The sequence below is a fragment of the Amycolatopsis sp. NPDC003865 genome, from assembly GCF_053605345.1.
Genome location: NZ_JBSGJA010000012.1, coordinates 143,067 through 169,608 on the forward strand (window position 1 = coordinate 143,067; position 26,542 = coordinate 169,608).

32 protein-coding genes are annotated in these 26,542 nt (G+C 74.7%); 20 read left to right on the top strand and 12 right to left on the bottom strand.

What is annotated here, in order from left to right; genetic code table 11:
• Positions 1-9 precede the first annotated feature (9 nt).
• Positions 10-579, top strand: coding sequence for an RNA polymerase sigma factor (locus ACWEVP_RS27360; RefSeq protein WP_452065412.1), 570 nt, complete (start codon positions 10-12; stop codon positions 577-579).
• Positions 580-584: 5 nt separating this feature from the next.
• On the top strand, positions 585-1,034 hold the full coding sequence (locus tag ACWEVP_RS27365) for a hypothetical protein (RefSeq protein ID WP_452065413.1): 450 nt from the start codon (positions 585-587) through the stop codon (positions 1,032-1,034).
• A gap of 1 nt (position 1,035) precedes the next feature.
• On the opposite strand, the gene ACWEVP_RS27370 is transcribed toward ACWEVP_RS27365, so the two are convergent.
• Both ACWEVP_RS27370 and ACWEVP_RS27375 read right to left on the bottom strand, forming a co-directional pair.
• A complete protein-coding gene (locus ACWEVP_RS27370) occupies positions 1,036-1,251 on the bottom strand; it encodes a holin (protein ID WP_452065414.1) in 216 nt (71 codons plus the stop codon).
• 13 nt (positions 1,252-1,264) lie between these two features.
• Entirely contained in the window at positions 1,265-2,242 is a 978-nt protein-coding gene (locus tag ACWEVP_RS27375; RefSeq protein ID WP_452065415.1) for a patatin-like phospholipase family protein, read from the bottom strand.
• Positions 2,243-2,431: 189 nt separating this feature from the next.
• Between ACWEVP_RS27375 and ACWEVP_RS27380 the strand changes: the two genes are divergently transcribed.
• The 3 genes from ACWEVP_RS27380 (at position 2,432) to ACWEVP_RS27390 (ending at position 7,390) form a co-directional block, all read left to right on the top strand.
• A complete protein-coding gene (locus tag ACWEVP_RS27380; RefSeq protein WP_452065416.1) occupies positions 2,432-3,628 on the top strand; it encodes an amidohydrolase family protein in 1,197 nt (398 codons plus the stop codon).
• A 257-nt stretch (positions 3,629-3,885) separates the two neighbouring features.
• Positions 3,886-6,606, top strand: coding sequence for a helix-turn-helix transcriptional regulator (locus ACWEVP_RS27385; protein WP_452065417.1), 2,721 nt, complete (start codon positions 3,886-3,888; stop codon positions 6,604-6,606).
• Positions 6,607-6,784: 178 nt separating this feature from the next.
• Entirely contained in the window at positions 6,785-7,390 is a 606-nt protein-coding gene (locus ACWEVP_RS27390; RefSeq protein ID WP_452065418.1) for an SGNH/GDSL hydrolase family protein, read from the top strand.
• Positions 7,391-7,394: 4 nt separating this feature from the next.
• Here ACWEVP_RS27390 and ACWEVP_RS27395 read toward each other — a convergent pair whose 3' ends face one another.
• A complete protein-coding gene (locus tag ACWEVP_RS27395) occupies positions 7,395-8,525 on the bottom strand; it encodes an iron-containing alcohol dehydrogenase family protein (protein ID WP_452065419.1) in 1,131 nt (376 codons plus the stop codon).
• Complete coding sequence (locus ACWEVP_RS27400) at positions 8,513-9,622, bottom strand: mandelate racemase/muconate lactonizing enzyme family protein (protein ID WP_452065420.1); 1,110 nt, start codon at positions 9,620-9,622, stop codon at positions 8,513-8,515. Before ACWEVP_RS27400 ends, ACWEVP_RS27395 begins: the two co-directional genes overlap by 13 nt.
• Before the next feature lie 101 nt (positions 9,623-9,723).
• Here ACWEVP_RS27400 and ACWEVP_RS27405 point away from each other — a divergent pair, with 101 nt between their 5' ends.
• On the top strand, positions 9,724-10,482 hold the full coding sequence (locus ACWEVP_RS27405) for an IclR family transcriptional regulator (RefSeq protein WP_452065421.1): 759 nt from the start codon (positions 9,724-9,726) through the stop codon (positions 10,480-10,482).
• A gap of 19 nt (positions 10,483-10,501) precedes the next feature.
• Here the strand turns inward: ACWEVP_RS27405 and ACWEVP_RS27410 are convergent, their stop codons facing one another.
• Complete coding sequence (locus tag ACWEVP_RS27410; RefSeq protein ID WP_452065422.1) at positions 10,502-11,221, bottom strand: SDR family NAD(P)-dependent oxidoreductase; 720 nt, start codon at positions 11,219-11,221, stop codon at positions 10,502-10,504.
• Between the two features lie 54 nt (positions 11,222-11,275).
• On the opposite strand from ACWEVP_RS27410, the gene ACWEVP_RS27415 reads away from it, so the two are divergent.
• The 4 genes from ACWEVP_RS27415 to ACWEVP_RS27430 all read left to right on the top strand — a co-directional run bounded on the left by ACWEVP_RS27415 (position 11,276) and on the right by ACWEVP_RS27430 (position 13,161).
• Entirely contained in the window at positions 11,276-11,824 is a 549-nt protein-coding gene (locus ACWEVP_RS27415) for a MarR family winged helix-turn-helix transcriptional regulator (RefSeq protein ID WP_452065423.1), read from the top strand.
• A 48-nt stretch (positions 11,825-11,872) separates the two neighbouring features.
• Entirely contained in the window at positions 11,873-12,370 is a 498-nt protein-coding gene (locus tag ACWEVP_RS27420; protein WP_452065424.1) for a hypothetical protein, read from the top strand.
• A 48-nt stretch (positions 12,371-12,418) separates the two neighbouring features.
• Positions 12,419-12,580 carry a hypothetical protein gene (locus ACWEVP_RS27425; protein WP_436391344.1) on the top strand — a complete coding sequence of 54 codons (162 nt, stop codon included), beginning with the start codon at positions 12,419-12,421 and terminating at the stop codon, positions 12,578-12,580.
• Between the two features lie 77 nt (positions 12,581-12,657).
• Positions 12,658-13,161: a hypothetical protein gene (locus ACWEVP_RS27430; RefSeq protein ID WP_452065425.1), complete on the top strand. Its 504-nt coding sequence runs from the start codon at positions 12,658-12,660 to the stop codon at positions 13,159-13,161.
• Between the two features lie 36 nt (positions 13,162-13,197).
• Here ACWEVP_RS27430 and ACWEVP_RS27435 read toward each other — a convergent pair whose 3' ends face one another.
• The 4 genes from ACWEVP_RS27435 to ACWEVP_RS27450 all read right to left on the bottom strand — a co-directional run bounded on the left by ACWEVP_RS27435 (position 13,198) and on the right by ACWEVP_RS27450 (position 15,481).
• A complete protein-coding gene (locus ACWEVP_RS27435) occupies positions 13,198-13,950 on the bottom strand; it encodes a ZIP family metal transporter (RefSeq protein ID WP_452065426.1) in 753 nt (250 codons plus the stop codon).
• A gap of 98 nt (positions 13,951-14,048) precedes the next feature.
• A complete protein-coding gene (locus tag ACWEVP_RS27440; RefSeq protein WP_452065427.1) occupies positions 14,049-14,342 on the bottom strand; it encodes a hypothetical protein in 294 nt (97 codons plus the stop codon).
• A gap of 36 nt (positions 14,343-14,378) precedes the next feature.
• Positions 14,379-14,855, bottom strand: coding sequence for a DinB family protein (locus tag ACWEVP_RS27445; RefSeq protein ID WP_452065428.1), 477 nt, complete (start codon positions 14,853-14,855; stop codon positions 14,379-14,381).
• A 20-nt stretch (positions 14,856-14,875) separates the two neighbouring features.
• Positions 14,876-15,481: an SAM-dependent methyltransferase gene (locus ACWEVP_RS27450; RefSeq protein ID WP_452065429.1), complete on the bottom strand. Its 606-nt coding sequence runs from the start codon at positions 15,479-15,481 to the stop codon at positions 14,876-14,878.
• Positions 15,482-15,546: 65 nt separating this feature from the next.
• Between ACWEVP_RS27450 and ACWEVP_RS27455 the strand changes: the two genes are divergently transcribed.
• The 6 genes from ACWEVP_RS27455 (at position 15,547) to ACWEVP_RS27480 (ending at position 21,180) form a co-directional block, all read left to right on the top strand.
• Entirely contained in the window at positions 15,547-16,131 is a 585-nt protein-coding gene (locus tag ACWEVP_RS27455; protein ID WP_452065430.1) for a helix-turn-helix domain-containing protein, read from the top strand.
• A gap of 121 nt (positions 16,132-16,252) precedes the next feature.
• Complete coding sequence (locus ACWEVP_RS27460; RefSeq protein ID WP_452065431.1) at positions 16,253-17,158, top strand: ABC transporter ATP-binding protein; 906 nt, start codon at positions 16,253-16,255, stop codon at positions 17,156-17,158.
• Positions 17,155-17,916: an ABC transporter permease gene (locus ACWEVP_RS27465; RefSeq protein ID WP_452065432.1), complete on the top strand. Its 762-nt coding sequence runs from the start codon at positions 17,155-17,157 to the stop codon at positions 17,914-17,916. Before ACWEVP_RS27460 ends, ACWEVP_RS27465 begins: the two co-directional genes overlap by 4 nt.
• The gene (locus ACWEVP_RS27470) at positions 17,916-19,070 is read left to right on the top strand and encodes a streptophobe family protein (RefSeq protein ID WP_452065433.1); all 1,155 of its coding nucleotides are present in this window, start codon (positions 17,916-17,918) and stop codon (positions 19,068-19,070) included. Before ACWEVP_RS27465 ends, ACWEVP_RS27470 begins: the two co-directional genes overlap by 1 nt.
• Positions 19,058-19,744 carry a response regulator transcription factor gene (locus tag ACWEVP_RS27475; protein ID WP_452065434.1) on the top strand — a complete coding sequence of 229 codons (687 nt, stop codon included), beginning with the start codon at positions 19,058-19,060 and terminating at the stop codon, positions 19,742-19,744. Before ACWEVP_RS27470 ends, ACWEVP_RS27475 begins: the two co-directional genes overlap by 13 nt.
• Positions 19,741-21,180: a sensor histidine kinase gene (locus ACWEVP_RS27480; RefSeq protein WP_452065435.1), complete on the top strand. Its 1,440-nt coding sequence runs from the start codon at positions 19,741-19,743 to the stop codon at positions 21,178-21,180. Before ACWEVP_RS27475 ends, ACWEVP_RS27480 begins: the two co-directional genes overlap by 4 nt.
• 4 nt (positions 21,181-21,184) lie before the next feature.
• Here ACWEVP_RS27480 and ACWEVP_RS27485 read toward each other — a convergent pair whose 3' ends face one another.
• Positions 21,185-21,469 carry a helix-turn-helix transcriptional regulator gene (locus ACWEVP_RS27485; protein ID WP_452065436.1) on the bottom strand — a complete coding sequence of 95 codons (285 nt, stop codon included), beginning with the start codon at positions 21,467-21,469 and terminating at the stop codon, positions 21,185-21,187.
• Between the two features lie 185 nt (positions 21,470-21,654).
• Here ACWEVP_RS27485 and ACWEVP_RS27490 point away from each other — a divergent pair, with 185 nt between their 5' ends.
• Both ACWEVP_RS27490 and ACWEVP_RS27495 read left to right on the top strand, forming a co-directional pair.
• Positions 21,655-22,581 carry a TerC family protein gene (locus ACWEVP_RS27490; protein ID WP_452065437.1) on the top strand — a complete coding sequence of 309 codons (927 nt, stop codon included), beginning with the start codon at positions 21,655-21,657 and terminating at the stop codon, positions 22,579-22,581.
• Positions 22,578-22,937, top strand: coding sequence for a bacteriophage spanin2 family protein (locus ACWEVP_RS27495; protein ID WP_452065438.1), 360 nt, complete (start codon positions 22,578-22,580; stop codon positions 22,935-22,937). Before ACWEVP_RS27490 ends, ACWEVP_RS27495 begins: the two co-directional genes overlap by 4 nt.
• Positions 22,938-22,948: 11 nt before the next feature.
• On the opposite strand, the gene ACWEVP_RS27500 is transcribed toward ACWEVP_RS27495, so the two are convergent.
• Positions 22,949-23,416: a MarR family winged helix-turn-helix transcriptional regulator gene (locus ACWEVP_RS27500; protein WP_452065439.1), complete on the bottom strand. Its 468-nt coding sequence runs from the start codon at positions 23,414-23,416 to the stop codon at positions 22,949-22,951.
• A gap of 67 nt (positions 23,417-23,483) precedes the next feature.
• Between ACWEVP_RS27500 and ACWEVP_RS27505 the strand changes: the two genes are divergently transcribed.
• Together ACWEVP_RS27505 and ACWEVP_RS27510 are read left to right on the top strand one after the other, a co-directional pair.
• Entirely contained in the window at positions 23,484-24,521 is a 1,038-nt protein-coding gene (locus ACWEVP_RS27505; protein ID WP_452065440.1) for an LLM class flavin-dependent oxidoreductase, read from the top strand.
• A complete protein-coding gene (locus ACWEVP_RS27510; RefSeq protein ID WP_452065441.1) occupies positions 24,518-25,150 on the top strand; it encodes an NADPH-dependent F420 reductase in 633 nt (210 codons plus the stop codon). Before ACWEVP_RS27505 ends, ACWEVP_RS27510 begins: the two co-directional genes overlap by 4 nt.
• Here ACWEVP_RS27510 and ACWEVP_RS27515 read toward each other — a convergent pair.
• Positions 25,131-26,495, bottom strand: coding sequence for an MFS transporter (locus ACWEVP_RS27515; protein WP_452065442.1), 1,365 nt, complete (start codon positions 26,493-26,495; stop codon positions 25,131-25,133). The two genes, ACWEVP_RS27510 and ACWEVP_RS27515, sit on opposite strands and share 20 nt — an antisense overlap.
• Between the last annotated feature and the right edge of the window lie 47 nt (positions 26,496-26,542).

Genomic DNA, 26,542 nt, shown 5'->3' on the forward strand with positions numbered 1-26,542 from the left:
GGGACCGGCATGCGGGACGATCCGGAGGTGGTCGCGCTCGTGAAGCGGGCGCGTGACGGCGACCAGCGCGCGTGGGACGCGCTGGTCGAGCGGTACGCGCCGCTGGTGTGGTCGGTGTGCCGGCGGCACCGGCTTTCCCGCGCGGACGCCGAAGAGGCCGGCGCGAACGTCTGGCTCCGCTTGGTCGAGGGCCTGGGAAACCTCCGCGATCCGGCGGCACTGCCCGGCTGGCTGGCCACGGTCGCCGGCCGGGAGTGCCTCCGCGTGCTGCGGGGCCACGGGACGCAGATCCTCGTGGGCGCGGACGACCGCTTTCCCGACGAAGGGAGTCCGGAGGCCGACGCGGAACTGCTGCGGCAGGAGCGGAACATCGCGCTCCGGCAGGCGTTCGCCGGGTTGCCCGAACGGTGCCGGCGACTGCTCGCCTTGTTGTTCCGAGATCCGCCTTCTTCGTACACCGAGGTCTCGCACCAGCTGGACATCCGGATCGGCGGGATCGGCCCCACCCGGAAGCGGTGTCTCGACACGCTCCGCCGCAGCGCGCCGATGGCGCCGTTCGCGGAATCCCCGGAAGGGTGACCGGCATGGCGGAGCACGACGACGAGGAACTGCTGGCCGATCTGGGCGCGGCGCTGCGGGAAGCCGAGGACGTGCCGGACTGGTTCCTCGACGCGGCGAAGACGGCTTTCGAATGGCACGCCCTCGACACGGAACTGGCGATGCTGACCCACGACTCGGCGGCCACGCCCGAACTCGCGGGAGCGCGTGCCGAGCCGCTTTCCGTCCGCTCGCTGACGTTTTCCGGGCGGGAGACCACCATCGGGATCGAGGTCGATCCCGACGCGTTGCACGGCCAGGTCGCGCCACCGCGAGCCGGCGAGCTGGAGATCCGCTCCCGCGACGGCGCGACCACGACCGTGCCGGTCGACCAGGACGGGTGGTTCGCGGTGCGGCCCAAACCCGCCGGCGCTTTCCGGCTCTTCTTCCGAAGCGACGGCGGGCAGGTCGTCCTCACCGGCTGGACCACCCTCTAGCTCACCGGAACGAACCCGTGTCGGTCGCCTTGGGGAACTGGCTGGCGACGGAGGTGAGCACCGCCAGCAGACCGGCGAAACCGGTCGTCGACAGGACGGCGGCCCAATCGACGTCGAGCAGCCCGAACCTGCCTGCCGCCAAGGTCGCGAGCGCGGCCTGCGCCACCGTGCGAACCGTGCGTTCGGCCAGGTCTTTCCAGTACTGGTGGGTCCACATGGTCGTTCCCCTCTCAGGAGACTTGCTGCCGTGGTGCGGCCGTCTGCTGCCGCAAGAACCGCGCGGCGGCTTCCCGGCCGCGCTCGAACAACTCCTGCCGCCGCTCCCGGGAAATCCCGAAGTCGACGGCGGACACCGTGCCGGTGTCGACGTACACGGTCCGCCGGCTCACACCTTCTTCGTCGAGCCGATAACGGTTCCAGTCCGCGGTCACCGTGCCAACGCAGTCCAGCGCGATCGCCGGGGCCGACCGCACCGGCGTGTCGGGACCGGCTTCGGGCCGGGCCGCGAGCCGGATTCCCCAGGTGGGCCACCGCGGTGGGACACCGTCGGTGCGGTCGAAGACCGTGATCGGGTAGTTCGCCAGCACTCCGCCGTCGACCCAGGTCACGGTGCCGGCCGGCGTCTCGACCTGGACCGGGCGGAAGTAGAGCGGAATCGACATGGAAGCCCGCACGGCGTCGACGACCGGCTGCTCGCCGGCCTTCTTGCCGTAGTGCGAGTAGTCCCACGGGAGCCGCACGAGCGCCCGCCGGGAAAGGTCGGTGACGTGGACGACCAGCGAGTACCGCTGGTAGTCCAGCGGTACCGCTTCCGGGTCGCGCAGTTCGAGATCGGCGAACGTCCGGACGCCGGCCGCCGCCAGCAGCGGAGTCAGCCACTCGGCCAGGTAGTCGCCACTGTGGCCGCCACCGTGCGCGAGCACTTCGAACGCCTCCCCCGCCGGTCCCGCCACCTTGCCCAGGCCGCCGCGATCGGCGAACCGCTGGTAGTCGAGATCGACCATCACCTGCTCGAGATCGTGCAGGTCGCGGCCGGCCCGCTCGTAGGCCGCGAGCAAGGCCGCGACGACCGCGCCGGCGCTGGTGCCGGCGATCCGCGCGAACCGGTACCCCGCGTCCACGATTTCGAGGGCCGCGCCCAGCAGCGCCACCCCTTTCACACCGCCACCTTCCAGGACGAGATCCACCGGTTTCCTGGTGTCGTCCATCGATCCACCTCCGTTCGGTCCGGAATCGGCGTCGCGCCGGCTTCACCGGCGTGACGGCTACGCCGAAACGGTGGCGCTTCGCCCGCCGCTGATACACGCCGTCCCCGGCGGACCCGCCCGGAACCTCCGTACCGCGTCTCCGTAGTTGCCCCGACGTGCCCGGGCGCCTTCGCGGGCGATCGTGACCGCATGACGAAACAGCTTCTCGTTACCGAGCGGGGCCGGCTCACGGCGGTGCGCGCGGCTCGGTTGTTCGACGGCGTCGGGTCCGCGCTGGTGGCCAACCCGCTGGTGGTGCTGGACGGCACCACGATCCTCGGCGTCGAGTCCGGCGGGGCCGCGCCCGACGGGGCCGACGTCGTGGACCTGGGCGGGGCGACGCTGCTGCCCGGGCTGATCGACACGCACGTCCACCTCGCCTTCGACGCCAGTACGGAGCCGGTCGCGCGGCTCGCCCGGCGGACTGACGAGCAGGCGTTCGCCGCGATGGCCGAGGCCGGGCGGGCGTCGCTGCGGGCCGGGGTGACCACCGTGCGGGACCTCGGCGACCGCGGCTACCTGTCCCTGGGGCTGCGGGGGCGGGCGGACCAGCCGGCGCTGGTCGCCGCCGGGCCGCCGATCACCAGCCCGGGCGGGCACTGTCACTTCCTCGGCGGCGTCGCGGCGGCGAGCGAGGCCGGTGTGCGGGCGGCGGTGCGCGAGCACGTCGAACGCGGTACGGACGTCATCAAGATCATGGCCAGCGGCGGGACGATGACGCCGGGCACGCGCCAGGAGGACGCCCAGTTCGACCGGGACGTCCTGCGCGCCGCGGTCGACGAGGCCCACCGGCACGGGCTGCCGGTGACGGCGCACGCGCACGGCACAGCGGCGATCTCCGACGCCCTCGCGGCGGGCGTGGACGGCATGGAGCACGTGACGTTCTGGACCGCGACCGGCGTCGAGCACTCCGAGGAGCTGCTGCGCGCCGTCGTGGACCGGGGGGTGGCGGTCGGGGCGACGGTCGGCATGGTGCCGGTCGAGGGACTGGCGCCGCCCGAGGAGATCGCGCGGCGGATGCCGGGCGTGATCGCGAACTACCGGCGCCTGCACGAGCTGGGCGCGCGGGTGGTCGCGGGCACGGACGCCGGGATCGCGCCGGTGAAGCCGCACGGGGTGCTGCCGTGGGCGCCGCTGATGCTGCGCCAGGTCGGCCTGTCCCCGGCCGACGCGCTGCGGGCGATCACGTCGGTCGCGGCCGGGGTGTGCGGGCTGGCGCACCGCAAGGGCCGGGTGGCGCCCGGGTTCGACGCCGACCTGCTGGCCGTCGACGGCGACCCGCTGGCCGACCCGCGGGCGTTGCTGCGGGTCCGCGCGGTCTGCGCGCGAGGGAGGTGGGTGGCGTGAAGGCGTTCTGGCGGGCGCTGGTGAAGGGATTGGCCCGGGCGTCGTGGTTCCCGGCGCCGGTCTGGCCGGCGGGCCCGAAGTTCCGCTGGCCCGGCGAGCCCCGCTGACCCGCCCCCGGCGCTCGTGAGCGGGAAACGGGGTCGGACCACTGTTTCCCACTCACGACCAGCCGTGGCGGACCGGTCGCCGGTACCCGCATCCCCCACCGTGCGGGCAAAGCACGCCCAAGCCGCCCGACCGCCGTATCGTACTGGCGCATGGAGCTCGGCCGGGGCTTCGTCGGCCGGGCCGGCGAGCTGACCCTCTTGCGCGCCGGCCTCGCGGAAGCGCGGGCCGGGCGGGGCCGCGTGGTGCTCGTCGTCGGTGAGCCCGGCATCGGCAAGACCAGTCTCGCCCGGGAGCTGGCCCGGCACGCCGGAGACGCCGGCGTGCCCGTCGGCTGGGGACGCGCCAGCGACGACGAAGGCAGCCCGCCCTACTGGGTCTTCCGGCAGCTGGCCCGCTCGCTCGGCCGTCCGTTCCCGACCGGCGACGCGAACGGCTCCGCCGAGGCACGCTTCCAGGCCTTCGAAGCCTTCGCCGACGGCCTGCGCGAGACGGCCGCACCGCACGGCCTGCTCGCCGTGCTCGACGACCTGCAGTGGGCCGATGCCGCGTCGCTCGCCCTGCTCGTCCACCTCGCCCGCGACCTCGAGCGCGCGCCCGTGCTGATCGTCGCGACCTACCGGGACACCGAGACGACCGGCCGCGAAGCCCTCACCGCCGCGCTCGCCGCCCTGGCCCGCGAGCCGGTCCTGACCCGGATCCGGCTGGCCGGCCTGACCGAAGCCGAGGTCGTCGAGCAGCTCGGCCACGAAGGCATCCCCGCCGAGGTCGCGACGCTGGTCAGCCGCCGCTCGGGCGGCAACCCCTTCTTCGTGACCGAGCTGGCCCGGCTGGCCGGCGCGGGCGGCGACGCGCTGCCGGACGGCGTCGTGGACACCGTCCGGGCGCGGCTGGCCCGGCTGAGCGAATCGTGCCGGCTGCTCGTCGCGACCGCCGCGGTGCTCGGCCGCGCCGTCGACCCGGCCGCGCTCGCCGAGGTCACCGGCCGGCCCGCCGCCGACGTCCTGACCGACCTCGACGAGGCCGCCGAAGCCGGGATCATCACCGCGCGCGGCTTCCAGCACGACCTGATCCGGGAGTCGGCCGCGGCGGACCTGCCGACGGCCGCGCGGCTGACCGCGCACGCCCGGCTGGCGGACTGGCTCGAGCGGCGCGACCCGGCCCGCACGTCGGAAATCGCCCACCACTGGCTGGAATCGCTGCCCGTCGGCGACGCGGCGAAGGCCGCGGACCGGGCCGAGCGCGCCGGCGACCAGGCGCTGGCCCAGCTCGCGTGGGAACGCGCCGCCGAGCTCTACCGGCGCGCGCTCGAGGCGGCGCCCGCCTCCGCCGCCGACCGGGCCCGGCTCGGCCGCCGCGAAGGCCTCGCCCACCTGCGCGGCGGCGAGATCGAACGCGGGTCCCGGGCCCTGGAGACAGCCGCCGCCGCGGCCCGGGAAGCCGGCGATCCGGTGCTGCTGGGCGAAATCGCGCTGGCCATGGAGGGCCTGTCCGACCCGTGGGGCAGCTTCAACGGGGCCAAGATCGCCCGCGAGGCGCTCGCGGGACTGCCGCCGGGCGACGATCCGCTGCGCGCCCGGCTGCTCGCCCTGCACGCGGGTGAAGCCGGGTTCCTCGGCGGCGGCGACGCCGAGTCGGCCGAGGCGCTGGCGATCGCCGAGGCGCTCGGCGACCCGGACGTGCTCTGCTCGGCGCTGCGGGCCCGGCAGATGGTGCGGTCCGGCCCCGGTGGCGTGCACGAACGGCTGGCCCTCGCCCGGCGCATGATCGCGCTCGGCGAGGACCGCGACGACGCCGACGCGCTGCTGTGGGGTCACCTGTGGCGGTTCGACGCGCTGCTGATGCTCGGCCGGTTCGGGGAGGCCGAACAGGAGCTCGACGCGCTGCGGCTGCCGGCCGAACGCCTCCGCCGCCCGCTCGCGCGCTGGCACCACCTGCGCAGCTCCGCCACGCTCGCCATCGCGCGCGGGCGGTTCGACGACGCCGTCGAAGCACTGCGGCAGAGCTTCGCGCTCGTCGCGGACCGGGCGCACATGTCGTTGCAGGGCGTGCCGATCACCGTGCTGGCCTCCGTCGCCGGGCTCACCGGGCGGACCAGCCTGGTGACCCCGGCGATGGCGAGCATCTTCACCGAGCACGCTCCGCCGTTCGTCGCCCTGCTGCACTCGGCGTGGCTGCTGCAGATGGGCGACCGGGCCGAGGCGGCCGCGTTCTACCGCCGCGGCGCGGTTTTCGAGCCCGCGCCGGTGCCCGCGACGCTGCCCGTCGCCGCGGCCGCGGTGGAGGTGGGCGCGGAGTTCGGGCCGCCGGAGGCGGTCGAGCGGGCGGCGGCGATCCTGCGGCCGCACGCCGGGCTGTTCGTCACCGGCGGCGCGGGCTCGATCCTCGTCACCGGCTCGGTCCGCCGCTACCTCGCGCTGGCGGCCGCGGCCGCCGGCCGGCTCGACGAAGCCGTGCGGGAATCCCGGCTCGCGATCGCGGCCAACGAGGAGGCGGGCACCCCGCCGTACGCCACGCTGGCGCGCTTCGAGCTGGCCAGAACGCTGGCGCGGCGGGGCCGCCCCGGCGACGTGGCCGAAGCACTCGGCCTGGCGGCCTCGGTGTCGGCGACGGCCGCGCGGCTCGGCATGGCCCCGGTCCGGCAGGCCGCCGACACGCTGGCGGCGGCCCTGCGCGGCGACACGCCGGGGCCGCTGACCCGCCGCGAGCGGGAGGTCGCCGCGCACGTGGCCGACGGGCTGACGAACAAGCAGATCGCCGCGCTGCTGCACATCTCCGAGCGGACGGCGGAGAGCCACGTCCAGCACATCCTCACCAAGCTCGGCTGCACCAACCGCGCCCAGATCGCCACCTGGGTCACCGCCAACGCCTGACGGGGCACCAGCGCCCCGCCCGCGCGAGGTTCACCACCGGCGTGGTGTCCGGCAGGTAGACCGGACGGCGCTGGAAGACCCATACCAGCACCAGCCCGACCAGTACCCGCACGACCACTGTCCCGGTCAAGCGAACCGCCCGGGGAAACAACCACGCCGCACCGGCGTTGTACCGACGATGACCACACTCCGATTCTGCGTCCTCGGCGACTCGCTGGCCGCCGGTGTCGGCAGTTCGCGTCCGGAGGACACCCTCGGGCAGCGGCTCGCCCGGCGGCTGCGGGCCGAGGGGCACGTCGTGCGGCTCCAGGGCTTCGGCGTGCCCGGCGCCCGCTCGGCCGACCTCGACCGCCAGGCCGGCGCCGCCCTGCGCGCCGGCGTGGACCTGGCGCTGATCGTGATCGGCGCGAACGACCTGGCCGGGTTCGTCTCGCCGGCGGCCGGTGCCCGGCAGCTGCACGACGCCGTGACCCGGCTCGTCCGCGCCGGCGCACGCGTGCTCGTCGTGCCCGCTCCCGACCTGGGCATCGTGTCGCGGGTGCCGGGACCCTACCGGCAGCTGGTCTCCGCGGCGAGCGGCCACTACGCGCGCGCCCAGGCGGACGCGGCGATCCGGGCCGGCGGTGCCGTGGCCACCGCGGGCCCGCAGCTGACCGGGCGGTTCGCGGCGGACCCGGCACTGTTCTCGGCCGACCGGTTCCACCCGTCCTCGGCCGGGTACGCGGTGATCGCGGACGCGCTCGCGCCGCACCTGGTCGCGGTGGCGGCCGGCCTCGCCGCGTAGCGGGTCAGTAGACGCTCCACAGCAGCTCGGCGACCTCCGCCTCCGACGGCCGCCGGGGCGCGTTCTTCGTGACGGCGTCGGCGACCGCGTCCGCCGCGATCGCCGGGACGTCCTCGCGGGTGACGCCGAGTTCGCGCAGCGGGCGCTTGATCCCGATCGCGCCGGAGATCCCGCGCACCGCCTCGATCGCCCCGCCCGGTCCGCGCAGCGCCTGGGCTACCGCCTCGTACGCCTCCGCGGCCGCCGGGGCGCTGAAGGCCATCACCTCCTCGAGCACCGCCGCCAGCGCGACGCCGTGCGGGGTGCCCGTGTGCGCGGTCAGCGCGTGCCCGATCCCGTGGACCAGCCCGAGCCCGGACACCGTCAGCGCGCGCCCGGCCAGGTGCGCGCCGAGCAGCAGCCCGGACCGCGCCGCCAGGTCGCCGCCGTCGCGGCAGGCCGGCGGGAGCCAGCGCCCGACCAGCTCGACCGCCTGCGTCGCGTACGCCGCGGACAACGGCGTCGACCCGCGCGAGGCCAGTGACTCGATGCCGTGGACCAGGGCGTCCAGCCCGGTCGCGGCGGTCACTGCCGCGGGCAGGCCGAGCGTCAGTTCCGGGTCCAGCACGGCGATCCGCGGCCGCACCGACGAGTGTCCGATGTAGACCTTCCGGCGCGCGCACCGGTCCTCGGCGACGCCGAAGCCGTTGGTCTCGGCGCCGGTGCCCGCGGTGGTGGGCACCGCGATCAGCGGCAACCCGGCACGCGCGTCCCACAACCGGTCCGCGTCCGCCGCGACCGCGCCCGGGTTCCCGGCCAGCAGCGCGATGCCCTTGGCGGCGTCCAGCGCCGACCCGCCGCCGAGCGCGAGCACCGTCGCGACGCCGGACTCGCGCAGCCGAGCGGCGCCGCGGTCCAGCTCCGCGGTCGAGGGGTTCGGGCCGACGTCCTCGTGCACGGCGTGCTCGATCCCGGCCGCCGCGAGGATCTTCTCGACGCGCCCGACGATCCCGGTGGCCCGCAGGCCGCGGTCGGTGACCACGAACACCCTCGGCTGCCCCAGGGAAGTGACGAAGGCGGGCAGCTCGGCCAGGACGCCCGGACCGTATTCGGTCCGGCCGCCCGGTTCCGCGGTCCACCGCGTCAGATCCGCCACCGGTCCACCGCCTCCTCGTCGAGTTCGACGCCCAGCCCGGGCCGCGGGGGCACCTCCAGGTCGCCGCCGGGGGTGATCATCAGCGGGTCCGCCAGCATGAAGTCGCGGCGCTCGGGCGTCCAGCCGGGCGGGTCCCACGGGAACTCGAAGTACGGACCGCCGCCGACCCCGGCCGCGACGTGCAGGTTGGCCAGCACGCCGATGCCGTTGGTCCAGCTGTGCGGGGTGAACGCGCGGTGCTTGAGCCGCGCGAGCTCGGCCAGTGTCCGGGCGCGGTGCAGGCCGACCGCCAGCACGACGTCGGTCTGGTAGACGTCGAGGACGTCCTCTTCGAGGTACCGCAGCAGCTCCGGCACCGAGTGGTGCATCTCCCCCGCCGCGATCCGCACGCCCGGGTTCTCCGCCCGCAGTGTCCGGAAGCCGTCGAGATCGTGGTAGGGCAGCGGTTCTTCGACCCAGAGGACGTCCAGTTCGGCCAGCCCGCGCACCAGTTTCCGGGTGCCCGCCAGGTCGGTCGCGGCGCTCGTGTCGCCGGCCATCCGCCAGGACTGGTTGAGGTCCACCATGATCCCGAACTCCGGGCCGAGCGCGTCGCGAACCGCCGCCACGGCGGCGACGCCGTCGGCCACGCGGCCGGGGGCGATGCGGATCTTCACGGCCCGGAACCCGGCTTCGCGGGCGGCCAGGGCCGTTTCGACGCGTTCGGCCGGCGGTTTCAGCTCGGCCGAGGAGGCGTACGCGGGCAGCGAGCGCGCGGAGTTCCCGAACAGCGTCGCCACCGGCAGGCCGGCGACCTGGCCGAGGACGTCCCAGAGGGCGGCTTCGAGCGGCCAGAAGCGGCCGCCGTGGAAGTTCGCCGTCTCGATGGCCTCGACGTGCCGGACGATGTCGAGGGGATCTTGGCCGACGAACAGGTGCTCGACGGCTTCGAAGCCGGCCATGGTGTCGCCGGAGCCGATGCCGGTGACGCCGTCGTCGGTGTGCACGCGCACGATCGTGGCGTCGAAGTGCCGGCGCGGGTCCGGGTCCCAGGCCGCGTGCAGCGGCGGGTCCAGCTCCCGCCGCAGCCGGTCGAGGGTGATGGCCGTGATCCGCACCCGGCCGACGGTAGGAGCCGCCGGAAACGCCGGGCAAGGACCGGCGGGAAATCGCAACGCGCGTTGCGCTCACGCCAACCGCGGCTTGCTACGTTCGGGGCATGCCCGACGACCCGCGCCGCCCGGGCCACGGCCTCCGCCGCGACCTGGACCTCCTCGAAGCGCTCGCCTCCCCCGAAGCCCAGCGCGCCGGCGGGCTGGGTGTGGTCCGGCTCGCGCGGCTCACCGGGCGGGAGAAGAGCCAGGTCTCGCGGGCGCTCAAGGCACTCGCCGGGGAAGGCGTCGTCGAACGGGATCCGGACACGCTCTCCTACCGGCTGGGCCGTCGGTTGTTCTCGCTCGTCGCCCGGACGGTCGACGACCGGCTCGTCCGCGCCGCCGAACCGGTCATGCGGGAGCTGGCGGCCGATCTCGAAGAGACCGTCCACCTGTGCGTCCTGCGCGGCCAGGAGGTGCTCACCGTGCTTTCGGTGTCCGGGCACTCCTTCCGCACGCCCGGCTGGGAAGGCCGCGGCGTCCCGGCCCGCCTCACCTCCGCCGGGCGCGTGCTGCTGCTCGACGCCTCCCCCGACGACCTCTACGTTCGTTTCCCCGAATCGTCCGAAGTGGACAGTCTGCCGCGGTTGTGGGCACAGATCCGCGAGGCCCGCCGGGCCGGGTACGCCCGCGTCCGCGAAGAGTTCGAGCCGGGCCTGGCCGGCGTGTCGGCGCCGGTGCGGGACTTCCGCGGCCGGGTCGTCGCCGCGCTCAACGTCTCCGCGCCCGCCGGACGGCTCGGCGAGCGCCTCGACGCCGCCGGCCGCGTCACCACCCAGGCCGCCGCGAAGGTTTCCGCGCACCTGGGCTGGGAGCCCGCCTGACCCGGGTCCACAGTGGACGTCAGCGGGTCGTGTGCGCGCCGCCGTTGACGTGCAGCGTCTGGCCGGTGATGTGCCGGGCCCCCGTGGAGGCCAGGAAGAACGTGGTCTCCGCGATGTCGCGGGGATGACCGGCACGGCCGTTGTGGGTCGCGGCGATCAGCGCCTCCCGCCGTTGCTCGGTCAGCTTGCATCGGAAGAACCCGGTTTCGGCGATGTAGCCCGGCGAGATCAGGTTGGCGGTGAGCCCCTTCGGACCGACCTCCGACGACAGCCCGGCGGTCCACGCCGCCAGCGCCGCTTTCGCGGCCCCGTAGGAGCCCGACGCGTACTCGGCGCCGATCGACCCGACGGTGACGATGGTGCCGCCCGGGCGCAGCTTGCCGAGCACCGCGGTCGTCGTCAGCACGGCGCTGAGCAGGTTGGCGTCCAGGTTCGCCCGCCACGCCGCCAGCACGCCCGCCAGGCCCGGGGCCCGCTCGCCGCCGAAGTCGGTGTTGCCGCCGGCGGTGTTCACGACGACGTCGAGGTCCGGTCCCAGCTCGTCCGCCAGCCGGCTCACCTGTCCGGGATCGGTGGCGTCGCACGGGATCGGCCGGACGTCGAGCTCTCCGGCCACGCGCTCGAGGCGGCTCGCGTCCCGCCCGGTGACGACCACGGTGTCCCCGGCCGCGCGGAAGCGGGCGGCGACCGCCTTGCCGAGCCCGCTCCCGCCGCCGGTGACCAGCACGATACGGCTCACGTGCACTCCTCCTCTGCTACGTTTAGCCCTAAACGTAGCAACGGGGAGGCGAGGGTGTCCAACGACGGCTACCCGATGGAAGCGATCCTGCGCTGGCCCGCGGCGGACATCGCGGCGGCGTGGCGGCGCGAGCTGCCCGGCGCGGCGACCGAGTCCATCGAGGTCATCACGCCCGCCTGGCGCATCGCCAAGCTGCTGGCCGACGACCGGCGCCGGACGCTGGCCGGGCTCGGCATCGATCCGTCCACACTGGACCTGCTGAGCGTGATCCGGCGCGCCGGACCGCCGTACGAGCTGACGACCCGCGAGATCACCCGCCGCACCCTGGTCACCGCGGGCGCGATCTCCCAGCGGATCGCCCGCGCCGAACAGGCCGGCCTGGTCGAGCGGGCGCCGTCGGCGGCGTCGCGCCGCGCGGTCGCGGTCAAGCTCACCGAGTCCGGTCACGCCCTGGTCGAAACGACCGTGCGCCGGCTGCTCGAGCACGAAGCCGACCTGCTCGGCGGGCTGACGCGCGACGAGCGCACGACGCTCACCGGCCTGCTCGCCAAGCTGGAGGCGAGCCTGCACCCGCGCGTCTCCCCCGGAGGAGGGGCGGGCTGATACCCCGGCGGGAGGTTCCGGCGCCGCGAACCGGACAAAGTCGGGACCATGACCGCAGCACCCGTTGTCCGCCCGCCGCGGTGGGCCGTCGCCGCCGCGCACGCCGTCCCGCTCGTCACCCTGCCGTCCGGGATCTGGCGGCTCTTCCTCGCCGGCGGCGCCGACCTCGGGCTGCGGCCCCGCTACGCCATCGGTTTCGGCGAAGCCGCGTACATCGTCGGGCTGAGCGTCGTTTCCGAAGCACTGGCTCTGCTCACCCTCGGCCTCGTCCGGCCGTGGGGCGAGCGCGTCCCCCGGTGGATCCCGCTGCTCGGCGGCCGCCGCGTCGCGCCGTACGCGGCGATCGTCCCGGCGGCCGCCGGAGCGCTGGCGCTCGCGGTGATCTGGGCGTACGCGTTCCGGGACTTCCCCGGGCTCGGGGCCGTCACTTTCGCCGGACCGGGCTGGCACGCCCTGCTCGTGGCCTGCTACCTGCCGCTGCTGCTCTGGGCGCCGCTGCTGGCCGCCGTCACCTGGGCGTACTGGCGGCGCCGCTGTCGGGTGTAGCGCTCCAGGCGGGCGGGTACTCCGCCGGCACCTTCGAAAGGGGCTGACATGGGTCTTCTCATCGGGCTGCTGGTGGTCTGGGCCGTCCTGGCCGTCCTCGGCATCGTCATCAAGGGCCTCTTCTGGCTGATCATCGTCGGCGCGGTGCTGTTCGTCGCGACCGCGGTGATCGGTTTCGTCAAACGGGAGGCCCTCGGCCGCCGCCACTGACCGTCCGACATCACGGTTTCGCGCCGGAAACGGCCGTTCATTCAGCAGCCGGGTCGCGAGCGTGCTATTCGATCTCTATGACCGAATCACCGAACTATCCGAACTACCCCGAATCCGCGGCGACGGGGCAGCCCGCCGCCGCGCCGGCGCGGCCCAGCACGGTCGAAGGCGCTTTCTGGGCGTTCATCGCTTCGACTGTCATCAGCCTTATCGGCGGCCTCCTGATCTTCGCAAGCCGTGACGCGATCGCCGACACGCTGCGGAATTCGAACAGACAAAGCGGCGGCTCGCTGACCGACGCGCAGATCGACCAGGCCGTCACGATCACGATGGTCGTCGCGCTCGTGATCGCCGTGATCATCGCCGCGCTCTACCTGCTGTTCGCGTTCAAACTGCGCGCCGGCCGGAACTGGGCGCGGATCGTGCTCACGGTGATCACCGCCCTGCAGCTGATTTCGGTGCTGGCCGGACAGAGCACGTGGCTCAGCTACGTCAGCGTCGTCGTCGCCATCGTTGGCGTGGTGCTGTCGTTCCTGGCGCCGTCGAACGCCTACTTCGCCGCGAACAAGACCATCCGCTAGGACCGGTACCGGGCCCGCCGCACCGGCGGGCCCGGCTCAGCCGGCGTGCTCGACCACGAAGGCCGTCAGGAAGCCGAGGGTGGCGAGCAAGCCCGTGTAGAGCTCGGTGCGTTCGAAGGCCTCCGGGATCATCGTGTCGGCGATCATCGCCAGGATCGCCCCGGCGGCCACCGCCGTGATCGCCGCGATCGTCGCCGGCGAAGCCGAGCGCAGGAGGACGTTCCCCGCCAAGGCGGCAACGCCGCTGACGAGCGCGATCCCGCTCCAAACCCCGAAGACGTACCCGGCTCCGCGGCCAGCCGTCTTCATCCCGGCCGCGCTGGACAGTCCTTCCGGGACGTTCGAAATGAACACCGCCGCCAGCACCGTGAGCCCCACTCCCCCACCGCCGAGCAGGGACACGCCCAGCACGACCGACTCCGGGACGCCGTCGAGCAGGGCGCCGACGGCGATCGCCGCGCCACTGCCCGCACTGTCCTGTTCGGACGGTTGCTGGCCGCCGGAGCGCTTGCGGTGCCGGGCTCCGCGCCGCGCGAGGACGACGTTGATCGCGACGTACACGACGGCGCCGCCGAGGAAGCCGCCCGCGGTCGGCCCGAGGCCACCGGCCCGCTGGGCCTCGTCGACGAGGTCGAAGGCCAGCGCGGAGATGAGCACCCCGGCCCCGAACGCCATGATCCCGGCGACGACGCGCCGCGGCACGCGCACCCACCACGCGACGGCGGCCCCCACCACGAGCGCGACCCCGCCGACCAGGCCCCACAGCCCCGCCTCCGCCCATTCCGGCACGTGAGCCCCCTTCCGTCCGACAGCACGTCCGGCAGGGGGCTACCCGGTCGCGGCGGTGCGGACACCCGAAAGGCCGTCGTCGCCGCCGAGCCGACGGCTCAGCGCGCGTCCCAGGGGCGGCCGGCCAGCAGGTTGCCCACCCAGCGCAGCGCGGTCTCGCACAACGCCGCCTCCGGACCGCGCCGGTGGGCGACCACGTCGTCGTCGCACCACAGCATCAGCGCCGTCGCGCCGCCCGCCGTCGGGGTCAGCCCGACCACCCAGCGCCGGCCGCCGAGGGCGAGGACGCGCTCGGCGGTGATCCAGCGTCCGCGGGACCCGGTCACCGTCCACGCGGAACTCCGCGCGAGATCCGCGACCGACGCCGGCCGGCGGCGGCTCGGGCCGTTCATGCCGCCACTGTCGCACATCGGGCGGCCCGGACCCGGTCACCGGCCCGTCGACCCGTCGGCCAGTTCGCGCAGGATGTCGGCGTGGCCGGCGTGGCGGCCGGTCTCCTCGATCATGTGGACCAGGGCCCAGCGCATCGACGGCGGTGTCCCGGTGGGACGGGCCACCGGCTCGGTCAGGTCGGCGCACGCGTCGATCACCGCGTTGGCCGCGGCGACCGCCTCGCGGTAGCCCGCCAGGAGCGCGGCGGCCGTTTCCTCCGGCCGCGGGCGGAACGTGGCAGGCCAGTCGGCCGTCCGCTCGCCGAGGAACGTGCAGCGCTCGACGTGGGTCAGGTGCCGGACCAGCCCGAGCAGGGACGTGCCCGACGGCACGCCGGGCGTCCGGACCTGCGGTTCGGGGACGCCCTCGGCCTTGGCCGCCACCGCGGCGCGCAGCTGGTCGAGGAAGCCGCGCAGCACGTCCTTCTCGCCGGGGCCGGTCCGCGGGGGCGGGGTGTCACGTCGGCGGGGCATCGGCTGTCCTCCTCGGACGGTCATCGGGCTCGGCGGATCAGCAGCAGGTGGTCGACCACCTCGGCGACCCGGCCGCCGGGTCCGGTCGCCCGGCGGGACCGGGCTTCGGCCCGCGAGACGGTCCACTCGCCGGCGTCGAGGTCCAGCGACCGGGCCACATCCCGTGGCGCGGGGAACCGGGCGTCCTGGTCCCACGACCACGGCGCGACCGACCCGTGGTCGACGACCAGCAGCCGGCCGCCCGGCAACAGCGCGTGCGCGGCCCGGCGCAGCACGCGGGCGCGCGGGACCGCGAAGGACGTGTGCAGGTAGTGCGCCGAGACGAGGTCGAAGCGGCCCTCGGGGAAGGTCTCGGCCAGGTCGTGCCGTTCGGCGGTGACGCGGTCGCCGAGCCCGAGGTCGCGGGCGCGCTCGGCCAGGCGGGCGGTCGCGACGCCGGAGATGTCGGCGGCGGTCACGCGCCAGCCGAGGCGGGCGAGCCACAGCGTGTCGCCGCCGGCGCCGCTGCCCAGGTCGAGCGCCGTGCCGGGCGCCAGGCCGGCGACAGCTTCGGTGAGCCGGACGTTCGGGCGGGGTGCGGCCCGCGGGGTCGCGTAGTGGGTGTCCCAGAATTCCGTGGCGGTCATGGCCCCACCGTGGCCCGGCCGTGCCGGAGTGGCACGCTTTCTTGCGGTTTCGGCAAGATGGCCGGGTGAGCGACGACATCGAGGACGTCCTGCACGCGGTCGGCCCCCGGCTGCGGGCCCTGCGCCGCACCCGCGGGCTGACGCTGGCCGAGGTCGCCGGCACGACCGGGGTGTCGGAGAGCACGCTGTCGCGGCTGGAGAGCGGGCAGCGGCGGGCCGGCCTGGACCTGCTGCTGCCGCTGGCCCGCGCCTACCGCGTCCCGCTCGACGACCTCGTCGGCGCGCCCCGCACCGGCGACCCGCGCGTCCACCTCGCCCCGATCCACCGCCACGGCATGACGTTCGTGCCGCTGTCCCGCCGTCCGGGTGGCATGCAGGCGTACAAGATGCTCATCCCGGGCAGCGACCGCCCGCCGGAGCCGGCGCACCAGACCCACGACGGCCACGAGTGGCTCTACGTGCTCCACGGCAGGCTGCGGCTGGTCCTCGGCGAGCACGACCTGGTACTGCCGGAGGGCGAGGCCGCGGAGTTCGACACGACGCTGCCCCACTGGCTCGGCAGCGCCGACGGCAAGGCCGTCGAGCTGCTCATCCTCTTCGGGCAGCACGGCGAACGCGCGCACCTGCGTGCCCGCGCCACCCGCGGCTGACCGGCGGCCGGGATCGATTTTCGGGGAAGCGGCGAGCGGAGACGCTCCCGGCCGCGCGAACTCCCCGAGTTCTCCCAGAACCTCCCAGGAACCGGCCAGGCGACGGGGCCACGCTCGCCGCATGACCACCATCGAAGTGCGCGGCCTGACCAAGCGGTACGGCCCCGACACCGTCGTGGACGACCTGTCGTTCACCGTCGAACCCGGGCAGGTCACCGGGTTCCTCGGGCCGAACGGCGCCGGCAAGTCCACGACCATGAAGCTGATCCTCGGCCTCGCGGCGCCGACGCGGGGAACCGTCACCGTCGGCGGCCGCCGCTACCGCGACCTCCCCGTGCCGCTGACCGAGGTCGGCGCGCTGCTCGACGCGGGCGCCGTCCACGGTGGCCGCAAGGCGTACGACCACCTCCTGGCCCTGGCGGTGAGCAACGGGCTCCCGCGGCGCCGGGTCGGCGAGGTTCTCGCCCGCACGGGGCTGGACGGCGTGGCGGGCAAGCGGGCGGGCGGGTTCTCGCTCGGCATGCGGCAGCGGCTCGGTATCGCGGCGGCGTTGCTGGGCGACCCGCGCGTGCTGATCTTCGACGAGCCGGTCAACGGGCTCGACCCCGAAGGCATCCGGTGGATCCGCGGCTTCATGCGCTCGCTGGCCCGGGAAGGCCGGGCCGTGCTGGTGTCCAGCCACCTGATGAGCGAGATGGCGCAGACCGCCGACCACCTGGTCGTGATCGGCCGCGGCCGGCTCGTCGCCGACACCGCCGTGAGCGAGCTCGTGCGCGGCGAGGGCACCGTGCTCGTCCGCACGCCCGACGCCGGCTTCGCCCGGCTGCTCGTCACCGCCGGGGCCTGCGTCCGCGAAGGCGCCGAAGCCTCGCTCGTGGTGTCCGGCCTGACGAGCGGGGAGATCGGCAAACTCGCCGCCTACCACGGCGTCGCGCTCGCCGAGCTGACTCCGCAGCGCGTCTCGCTCGAGGACGCCTTCATGGAGCTGACCCGCGACAGCCTCGAGTACGAGGGGGCGAGCGCGTGAGCTTCCCGCAGTCCGTCCACGCGGAGTGGATCAAGCTCCGCAGCCTGCGCTCGACCTGGTACACCCTGGCGTGCCTGTTCGCGGCCGGGCTCGGCATCACCGCGCTCGCCATGAACGCCGCCGGCAAGGCGTACGCCGAGGACCCGCGGGCCTGGGACCCGACCAACCGGAGCCTGACGTCCTACATCGTCGCGCAGCTGATCATCGGGGTGCTGGGCATCCTGGTCGTGACCGGGGAGCACGCGACCGGGCTGGTGGCGACGTCCCTGGTCGCGACGCCCCGCCGGGAGCGGCTGCTGGCGGCCAAGGTCGTGGTGGCCGTCGCCGTCGCCGGGGTGGCGGGCCAGGTGCTGATGTTCGCCGCGTTCTCCCTCGGCCAGGCGGTGCTGGGCGCGCAGGACCTGCCGCGCGCGTCGCTCGGCGATCCGGGCGTGCTGCCGGCCGTGACGGGCGGCGGGCTCTACCTCGCGGCGATCGCGCTGCTGGCGGTCGGGCTCGGCACGCTGATGCGGGCGACGGCGGGCGCGCTCGCGACGCTCGTCGGGATCGTCTTCCTGGTCCCCGCGCTCGCGGGCCTCTTCCCTGCGTGGGTGCGCGGGCTGTTCTTCTACTGGCCGACGCTCGGGGCGTCGGCGGTCCTGAAGACGGTGCCCGACCCGGACTTCCCGCACCCGTGGCTGAACCTGGCCGGGATGTGCGCCGGGGTGGCCGCGGTGCTGGCGGTGGCGTTCGTGGTGTTCCGGCGCCGGGACGTGTGATGCGGGAGGTGGGCCGCGGCCTGCTGGCGGCGGCCGCGGCGCTGCTGGCGATGGCGCTCGTGGCGGCGGTGGGGTCGCTGCTGCTCGGGGTGGATCGGTCGGTGACCGCCGCGGTGGTCGCGTTGGCCGTGGGCGGATCGGTGGACCTCCAGGCCGCATCGGCCGGTGGGCTGCCGGTCGGCTTGCGGGGTGGCCTGAGCGGGATTCCGCTCGGGGTTTCCGGTGCGGGGGCGGTGGTTTTGGGGTGGCTGCTGCTACGGCGACGGGAGGGGTTGCTCACGCGGGGCACGGTCGCGGCGGTGGCTTTCGCGGGGGTGATGGGCGGAATCGCTTGGTGGGCAAGGGGAAAGCTGGAGTTGCCGGGTGAGGCCGGTACACCGCGGGGTTGCGGTTCGGCCCGGCTGCCAGGCGCCGGCGCCGCGGGTGGGCTCGGCGCCGGGTTTCCGGCGCCCGCCGGCCGGCTCGGCACCGCTTTCCCCGGCCACGCCGGACCGCCCTCCCCCGCCGGTCTGGAAGCCGCGTACTCCGTGGCGGTCGGGCCCACCGTCGCCGGCGCGTCGGCCTTCGCGATCTCGGTCCTCGCAGCCTGCTGGCTCATCACCCGGTTCCCCTCCGCCGCGACCACGCTGCGCACCCTGCGGTGGCCACTGGCCGGGATCGCCGCGGTGTGCCTGGTGGCCGCCGGGGTGCTCGGTGGCGCCGCCGCGGCCGGGGCCGTCCTGCTTCTGCTCCCCCAGCTGCCGCCCGCCGCCGTCCTCACCGGACTCGGCGTCCCGTGGCACCTCGGCACCACCGGCCTGCTCTCCTGCGCCCCGGACACCAGCTTCCCGGCCACCCGCTGGGTCGCCGCCGTGGTGCTGCTCGGGTGCGGCACCGCGGTCGCCCTCCGCCGGCGCCGCCCGCCCCTGCGGCAAGCCGCGGAACTCGCCGTCGTGGTGGGCTGCGTCCTGGGCGGCACCGCACTGCTCTCGCGGTTCTCCGTCGATCTCTCGGTCTCCGTGTTCGGCTTCTCGGTCCCCGTCTTCGGCGCGCACCTGGCGGCGAACCCGCTGCTCGCCCTGGCCGCCGGAGCCGCGGGCGGGGCCGTCGCGGGGTTCGCCGGCAGCCTGCTCGCCCGCGCGATCTCCGTATCCTCGCGGGCATGGACGCGATGAGCCGGCTGCTGGTGGTCGACGACGAACCCACCGTCCGGGAGCTGCTCTCCGCCGCGCTCCGGTTCGCCGGCTTCCGGGTGACCTCCGCGGCGACGGCTCGCGAAGCCGTCGCCGCGGCCACCGGAGAACCGCCCGACCTGGTGCTGCTGGACGTCATGCTGCCGGACCTGGACGGCTTCGAAGTGGTCCGGCGGCTGCGCGAGCAGCACCGCACGGTGCCGGTCCTGTTCCTCACCGCGCGGGACGGCCAGGCCGACAAGGTCACCGGCCTGTCCCTCGGCGCCGACGACTACGTGACGAAGCCCTTCGACCTGGCCGAGCTGATCGCGCGGATCCGGGCGATCCTGCGCCGCACCGCCGGGCACCCGGCCGCGGTGCTGACCGTGGGCGCCCTGGCCCTCGACGCCGACGGCCGGCAGGTGACGCGCGCGGGACGGCCCGTCCGGGTGTCCGACACCGAGTTCCGCCTGCTGCGCTACCTGATGGAGAACGCCGGCCGGGTCGTGTCCAAGGCGCAGATCCTCGACCGCGTGTGGCGCGAGGACTTCGGCGGCGACGCCGGCATCGTCGACACCTACATCTCCTACCTGCGGCGCAAGGTCGACACCGGGGAACCCAAGCTGATCCACACCGTGCACGGCGTGGGCTACGTGCTGCGCGAGCCCCGGCGGTGAGGCGGCTGTCGCTGCGGGCGCGGCTGCTGCTGCTCACCGCGGGTCTCCTGCTGGCCGGCCTGACGCTGGTGAGCGCGCTCGTCGCCGGCCGGCTGGAGCGCTTCCAGCTCGACCGCCTCGACGGCCAGCTGCGCTCGATGACCGAGCTCATCTCCCGCGCGGCGGGCCCGCCCCCGGCCGGGAACCCCGCCGTGCGGCCGGACCTGCTCGATCCCGCGCTCGACCTGTTCGGCAGCCCGTACGTCGTCTACCTCGACGCCGGCGGCGCCGTGGTGGGCCGCCTGCACTCCTCGCGGGTCCCGGGACCGACGCTGCCGGCGCCCGACGCGCTGCGCACGGTCCCCACCGACGGCAGCGGCGTCGACCTGCCGGCCGCCGACGGCTCGGAACGCTGGCGGGCGGTCGCGCGCCCGGCCGCCGGCTGGGGCGGGACGGTGGTCTCGGCCGCGCCGCTCGCCGACGCCGACGCCACGATCGCCCAGCTGCGGGTGAGCAGCCTGGTCACCGGCGGGGCGCTGCTCGTCGTGCTGACCGCGGCCGGCTGGTTCGCCCTCGGCCGGGGCCTGCGGCCGCTGCGCCGGATCGAGCACACGGCGGCCGCGATCGCCGGCGGCGACCTCACCCGGCGCGTCCCCGTCCTCGCCCCGCCCGGCACCGAGATCGGGCACCTCGCGGCGTCGCTCAACACCATGCTCGGCCAGCTGGAGGACGCCTTCGCGGCCCGGTCGGCGTCGCAGGCGCGGATGCGCGCGTTCGTCGCGGACGTCAGCCACGAGCTGCGCACGCCGCTGTTCGGCATCAAGGGATCCACGCAGCTGTACCGGATGGGCGCCCTGCCCGGACCGTCCGATGTGGACGAAGCGATGCGCCGCATCGACCGGGAGGCGACCCGTCTCACCGCGCTCACCGAAGACCTGCTGCTGCTCGCCCAGCTCGACGAGGCTCCCGAGGAGCAGCTCGACCGGGCCCCGATGGACCTGCGCACCCTCGCCGGCGACGCCCGGCACGACCTGCGTGCCCTCGACCCGTCCCGCACGGTCACGCTCACCGGCCCGGGCGGCGCCGGGCCACCGGGCCCGGCCCCGGTCGACGCGGACGAGGCCCGGCTGCGGCAGGTGGTGACGAACCTGGTGGGCAACGCGGCCGCGCACACGCCACCGGGCACGAGCGTCCGCATCGGCGTGGGCACGGCGGCGGGCCGCGCGGTCCTGGAGGTGGCCGACGCCGGACCGGGGATGACGGCCGGGCAGGCGCGGCGGGTGTTCGACCGCTTCTACCGCGCCGACCGGTCCCGCACGCGATCCGGCGGCGCGGACGCGGGCCTGGGACTGTCGATCGCCCGCTCGCTGGCCCGCGCGCACGGCGGCGACGTCGAGCTGGAGACGGCGGTCGGCGAAGGCGCGTGTTTCCGCCTGGCGCTGCCCTTGCCGGACTGAGGTCTCAGCGGCGGGCCGGGTGCCCCAGCGCCGCCACCAGCTCGGCCACGCGGTGGTGGGCTTCCAGCGGGTGCCGCAGGCGGCCTTCCGGGTGGATCGTGTAGTGGTTGCGGCGGCCCACGCGCTCACGTTCGACGTACCCGCCGTCGATCAGGTCCGCGAGGATCAGCTGCACGCCGCGTTCGGTGATGCCGACCCGCTCGGCGATGTCGTGCAGCCGGTGGTCCGGGTTCTCGGCCAGGCACAGCAGGACGTGCGCGTGGTTGCTCAGGAACGTCCACGAAGCCATGCGGGCAGCTTAGCCGTCCACACTTGACAGACGAAGCGGAGTTCGTCATTCTGGAGTGGACGGAGGGGAGTACCCGCCCCGGTCCGGCATCGTCAATACGGCTGCCCCGGCGCAGACCCGGTGCCGGCGCCACCTCGCGGTGGCCGGGAAGACCTCCGGTTCGCACCGAACCGGAGGAGTGTGCCGTGACCGTCCCCTTCTGGGCCTGGGCCGCCGTGCTGGGCGTCATCCTGCTCATGCTCGCGGTCGACTTGTTCGCCCACCGCAAGGCCCACGTCGTCGGCGTCCGCGAGGCGCTGGCGTGGTCGGGCGTGTGGGTGGCGCTGGGCGTCGCGTTCGGAGCCGTCGTCTGGTGGGTCTGGGGCGCGGAGTTCGCGGGCCAGTACTTCGCCGGGTACGTGATCGAAAAGTCCCTGGCGGTCGACAACGTCTTCGTGTTCGCGATCATCTTCGGCTACTTCGCCGTACCGCGCGAACACCAGCACCGGATCCTGTTCTACGGCGTCATCGGCGCACTGGTGTTCCGGGCGGTGTTCATCGCGGCCGGCTCGGCGCTGCTCGCGAGCTTCGCCTGGATCCTTTACGTGTTCGGCGCTTTCCTGGTCCTGACGGGCGTGCGGATGGCGCTGCACCGCACGGAAGAGGTGGCCTACGAGAACAACGTCATCCTGCGTGTGTTCCGCCGCCTCGTCCCGTCGACGGACGTCCACCACGGCGGCAGGTTCCTGGTCCGCGAAGCCGGCCGCCGGGTGGCGACACCGCTGCTGGCGGTGCTGGTGCTGATCGAGGTGACCGACGTGGTCTTCGCGGTGGACTCGATCCCGGCGATCTTCGCGGTGACGCAGGAGCCGTTCCTGGTGTTCACGTCCAACGCGTTCGCGATCCTGGGGTTGCGCGCGTTGTACTTCCTGCTGGCGGACCTGATGCACCGGTTCGTGTACCTGAAGCTCGGCTTGGCGCTGGTACTGGTCTGGGTGGGCGCGAAGATGCTGCTGCTGGAGATCTGGAAGATCCCGACGGGCCTGTCGTTGGCGACGGTGGGAGCAATCCTCACGACGGCTGTCGTGGCCAGCTTGGTCAAGACTCGCACCGGCGTCCGCTCGTCCCGATGAAGGGAATCTCCGCACTGCTTTCGACGAAACGGCTGACTGCGGCCGCCGCCGAATCGGCGGACCGCGTCGGCGACGCCGCGTCGACGGTCAGCGTGTGCACCGAAGCCGTGCGGATCGCGACGGCCACCCCGGACCTGACCGACCCGCAGGCGGCGGCCGACCGCGCCCGCGCGGCGGGCGGCGAACTGGCCGGCCTGGCGGAGCGCGCGGCGAACACCACGATCGGCGACGCGATCGGTTCCCTGGCGGAGACCCTCCGCCACACGACGGTCGACGACCTCGTGACCGGTCCCGCCGATTGGGTGCGGCGGAAGACCGACCAGGTCACCGCGCTCACGAAAGCCTGCGGCCTCTGAGCGGAACGACGCTAGCCGAGGCGGGCCCGCAGCGCCGCCGCGACTTCGCCGGCCGCGGTGAGCTGCTGTGGGGTCAGCGCGTCGACGAACAGTTCGCGCACCGCCGTCAGGTGCGGGACCGTCGCCGCGCGGAACGACGCCTCGCCTTGCGGGGTCAGCACGACCTCGGCACCGCGGTTGTCCGTTCGGCACTCCTCCCGCCGGATCAGGCCGCGCTTCTCCATGCGGCCGAGGTGGTGCGACAGGCGGCTGCGCTCCCAGCCGACGTCGTCGGCCAGCTGCGACGACCGCAGCCGCCGCCCCTCGGCCTCGCTGAGGGCGAGCAGCACCGCGTAGTCCCCCGGCGACAGCCCTGACTCCGCCTGCAGGCGCGCGCCGAGCTCGGTGCGCAACGCCTCGGCGGTCTCGATGAACCCGCGCCAGACGCGCAGCTCGTCGGTGGACGGCAGCACGCGCCGCCGTCGTGTCGGCTGGGTCACCACACCTCCTGGTTGACACGTCAATCATATCGAGCGGATGATTGACGTGTCAACCAAAGGAGTCATCGTGACTGACCTGGAATTCGGGCTGGACACCTTCGGCGACGTCGCCCAAGACGACGCCGGCCGCCCGCTCTCCCCCGCCGCGGCCATCCGGCAAGTGGTCGACGAGGCCATGCTCGCCGACGAGCTCGGCGTCGACGTGCTCGCGCTCGGCGAGCACCACCGCCCCGAGTACGCGATCTCCACCCCCGAGACCGTGCTGGCCGGCATCGCCACCCGCACGTCGCGGATCCGGCTGTCCTCCGGCGTCACGGTGCTGAGCTCCGACGACCCCGTCCGCGTGTTCCAGCGCTTCGCGACCGTCGACGCCCTCTCGAACGGACGCGCCGAGGTCATCCTCGGCCGGGGCTCGTTCACCGAGTCGTTCCCCCTGTTCGGCTACGACCTCGGCGACTACGAAGCGCTGTTCGAGGAGAAGCTCGAGTTGTTCGTCCGGCTGCTCGACGAGAAACCGGTGACCTGGCAGGGGACCCTGCGGCCACCACTGGCGGACGCCGACGTCCACCCGAAGACCGAAAGCGGTCGGCTGAGCACGTGGGTCGGCGTCGGCGGCTCGCCGCAGTCGGTGATCCGCACGGCCCGCCACGGCCTCCCGCTGATGCTGGCGATCATCGGCGGCGCGCCGGGGCGGTTCGCGCCCTACGTCGATCTGTACCGCAAGGCGGCCGCGCAGCTCGGGACGACCGCCCACCCGGTCGGCATGCACTCTCCCGGCTTCGTCGCCGACACCGACGAGCAGGCGCGCGAGGTGTTCTGGCCGCACTACCGCGTGATCCGCGACCGGATCGGCGCGCTGCGGGGCTGGGCCCCGATCCGGCGGGAGGAGTACGACCACGAGATCGAGCACGGTTCGCTGTACATCGGGTCGCCGGAGACGGTCGCCCGCAAGATCGCCCGCGCGGTCGCGGCGCTGGACGTCGGCCGGTTCGACCTGATCTACACCGCGGGTGCCCAGCCGGTGAGCGCGCGGCTGCGCGCGGTGGAGCTGTACGGCACCAAGGTCATCCCGATGGTGCGCGACCTGCTGGCGGCGGCGGAATGATCCTCGGGATCCTCGGCGCGGGCAAGGTCGGCACGGTCCTGGCGCGCCTCGCCCTCGCCGCCGGGCACGACGTGCTCGTGGCCGGCTCCGGGGCGCCGGAGAAGATCGCGCTCACCGTCGAGGTCCTCACCCCCGGCGCGGTCGCGGTGACCGCGGCGGAGGCGGCGGCCAAGGCGGACGTCGTGCTGCTGGCGCTGCCGCTGGGCAAATACCGCACGGTCCCGGCGGCCGCGCTCGCCGGCAAGCTCGTGGTCGACGCGATGAACTACTGGTGGGAGGTCGACGGCGTCCGCGCCGACCTGCGGGCCTCGACCAGCGAGACGGTCCAGGCCTTCCTGGCGGGCGCGCACGTCGTGAAGGCGTTCAACCACATGGGCTACCACGACCTCGAAGACGAGGCCCGCCCCGCGGGCACGCCGGGCCGCAAGGCGATCGCGATCGCGGGCGACGACGCGGCCGACGTGACCCGCGTCGCCGAACTGGTCGACGCCCTGGGCTTCGACCCCGTCATCGCCGGCCCACTGGCCGAAGGCGTCCGGCTCGAACCCGGTGCCGAAGCCTTCGGCGCGAACGTCGGCGCGCCCGAACTGCGCGCCATGCTCGACCGGTTCACACGACCGCCGGCGTGACGCGCTTCGCCCGCGCGGTCAGCCCCGCGATCGCCGCCGCGCCCGCGAGCGACACCGCGATACCGACCACGACCGCGGTGTTCCACCCCGCGGTCAGGCCTGCCGGCGACGGGTGGACGGCCAGCACGCTGACCACCGTGACGCCGAGCGCCGCGCCGACGTAGCGGCTCGTGTTGTTGATGCCGCTGCCCATCCCCGCCCGGTGCGGCGGCACGCTCGCCACCGCTTCGCGCCCCAGTGACGCGTTCACCACGCCCGTCCCGAACCCGGCCACCACCAGACCGGGCAGCACCACGACCGGGCTCGAAGCCGGGGTGACGAACGCGAGCGGGACCAGGCCCGCCGCGACCACGACCAGGCCGGCGCTCAGCCGCGCGCCACCGGAGAACGCGGGCGGGAGCCTGCGGGTCAGCACCGCCGAGACCACGCTCGTCGCCGACCACGCGAGCACCACCAGCGCCGAGGTCAGCGGGCTCAGCGCCAGGCCGTTCTCGAGCATCGTGCAGAGGAACGCCATCAGCGCGGTGACCCCCGCACCCGCCACGAACGCGCCCGCCGTCGCCGACACCAGGGCCGGGCGGCGGAAGAGCGTCAGGTCGAGCATGCCGCCGCCGGACCGGTTCTGGTGGGCGAAGAACGCCGTGAGCAGCACGACCGCCGCCGCGATCAAGGCCAGTTCCAGAGGGCTCGTCCAGCCCTGCCTGCCTTCGGTCAGCGCGGCCAGCAGCGCCGCGAGGCCGCCGCCGAGCAGCAGCGCGCCCGGCAGGTCGACCGTCCGCGCGCGGTCCGACTCCGACTCCGCCAGCAGGACCCGCCCGAGCACGGCGACGCCGAGCGACAGCCCGGCGATCACGCCGTAGAGCACGCGCCAGTGGTGGTCGAGGGCCGCGCCGGCCAGCGGGCCGGTCGCGATGCCCGCGCCGAGGCAGGCGCCCCACAGGCCGGTCGCGCGGGCGCGGCCGGCCGCGTCCGGGAACGCCGGGCCGAGGACCGCGAGCCCGCACGCGATCAGCGCGGCGGAACCGAGCCCTTCGACCACGCGGCCGACGATGAAGGTCAGCGGCCCGGGCGCGACCGCGCACAGCGCCGACCCGGCGGCCGTCACGACGGCGCCGGCCACGAAGACGCGCCGCCGGCCGAAGTCGTCGCCGATCGCGCCGGCCGGCAGCAGGGCGACCGCCAGCCCGAGGCTCATGGAGCTGAGGATCCAGGAGGTCGCGACCGCGCCGGCCCCGAGCCCGCCGGCCACCGCCGGGACGATCGACAGCGGCGCGGTGAAGACGAAGAGCGCGAGCAGCGTGGCGCCGCCGGAGGCGACGAGGACGGCGCCGGGGCGGCTGACCATGCGGGCTCCCACATTGATTCGGTGAACGAACTCTTTCGCGCGCAGAC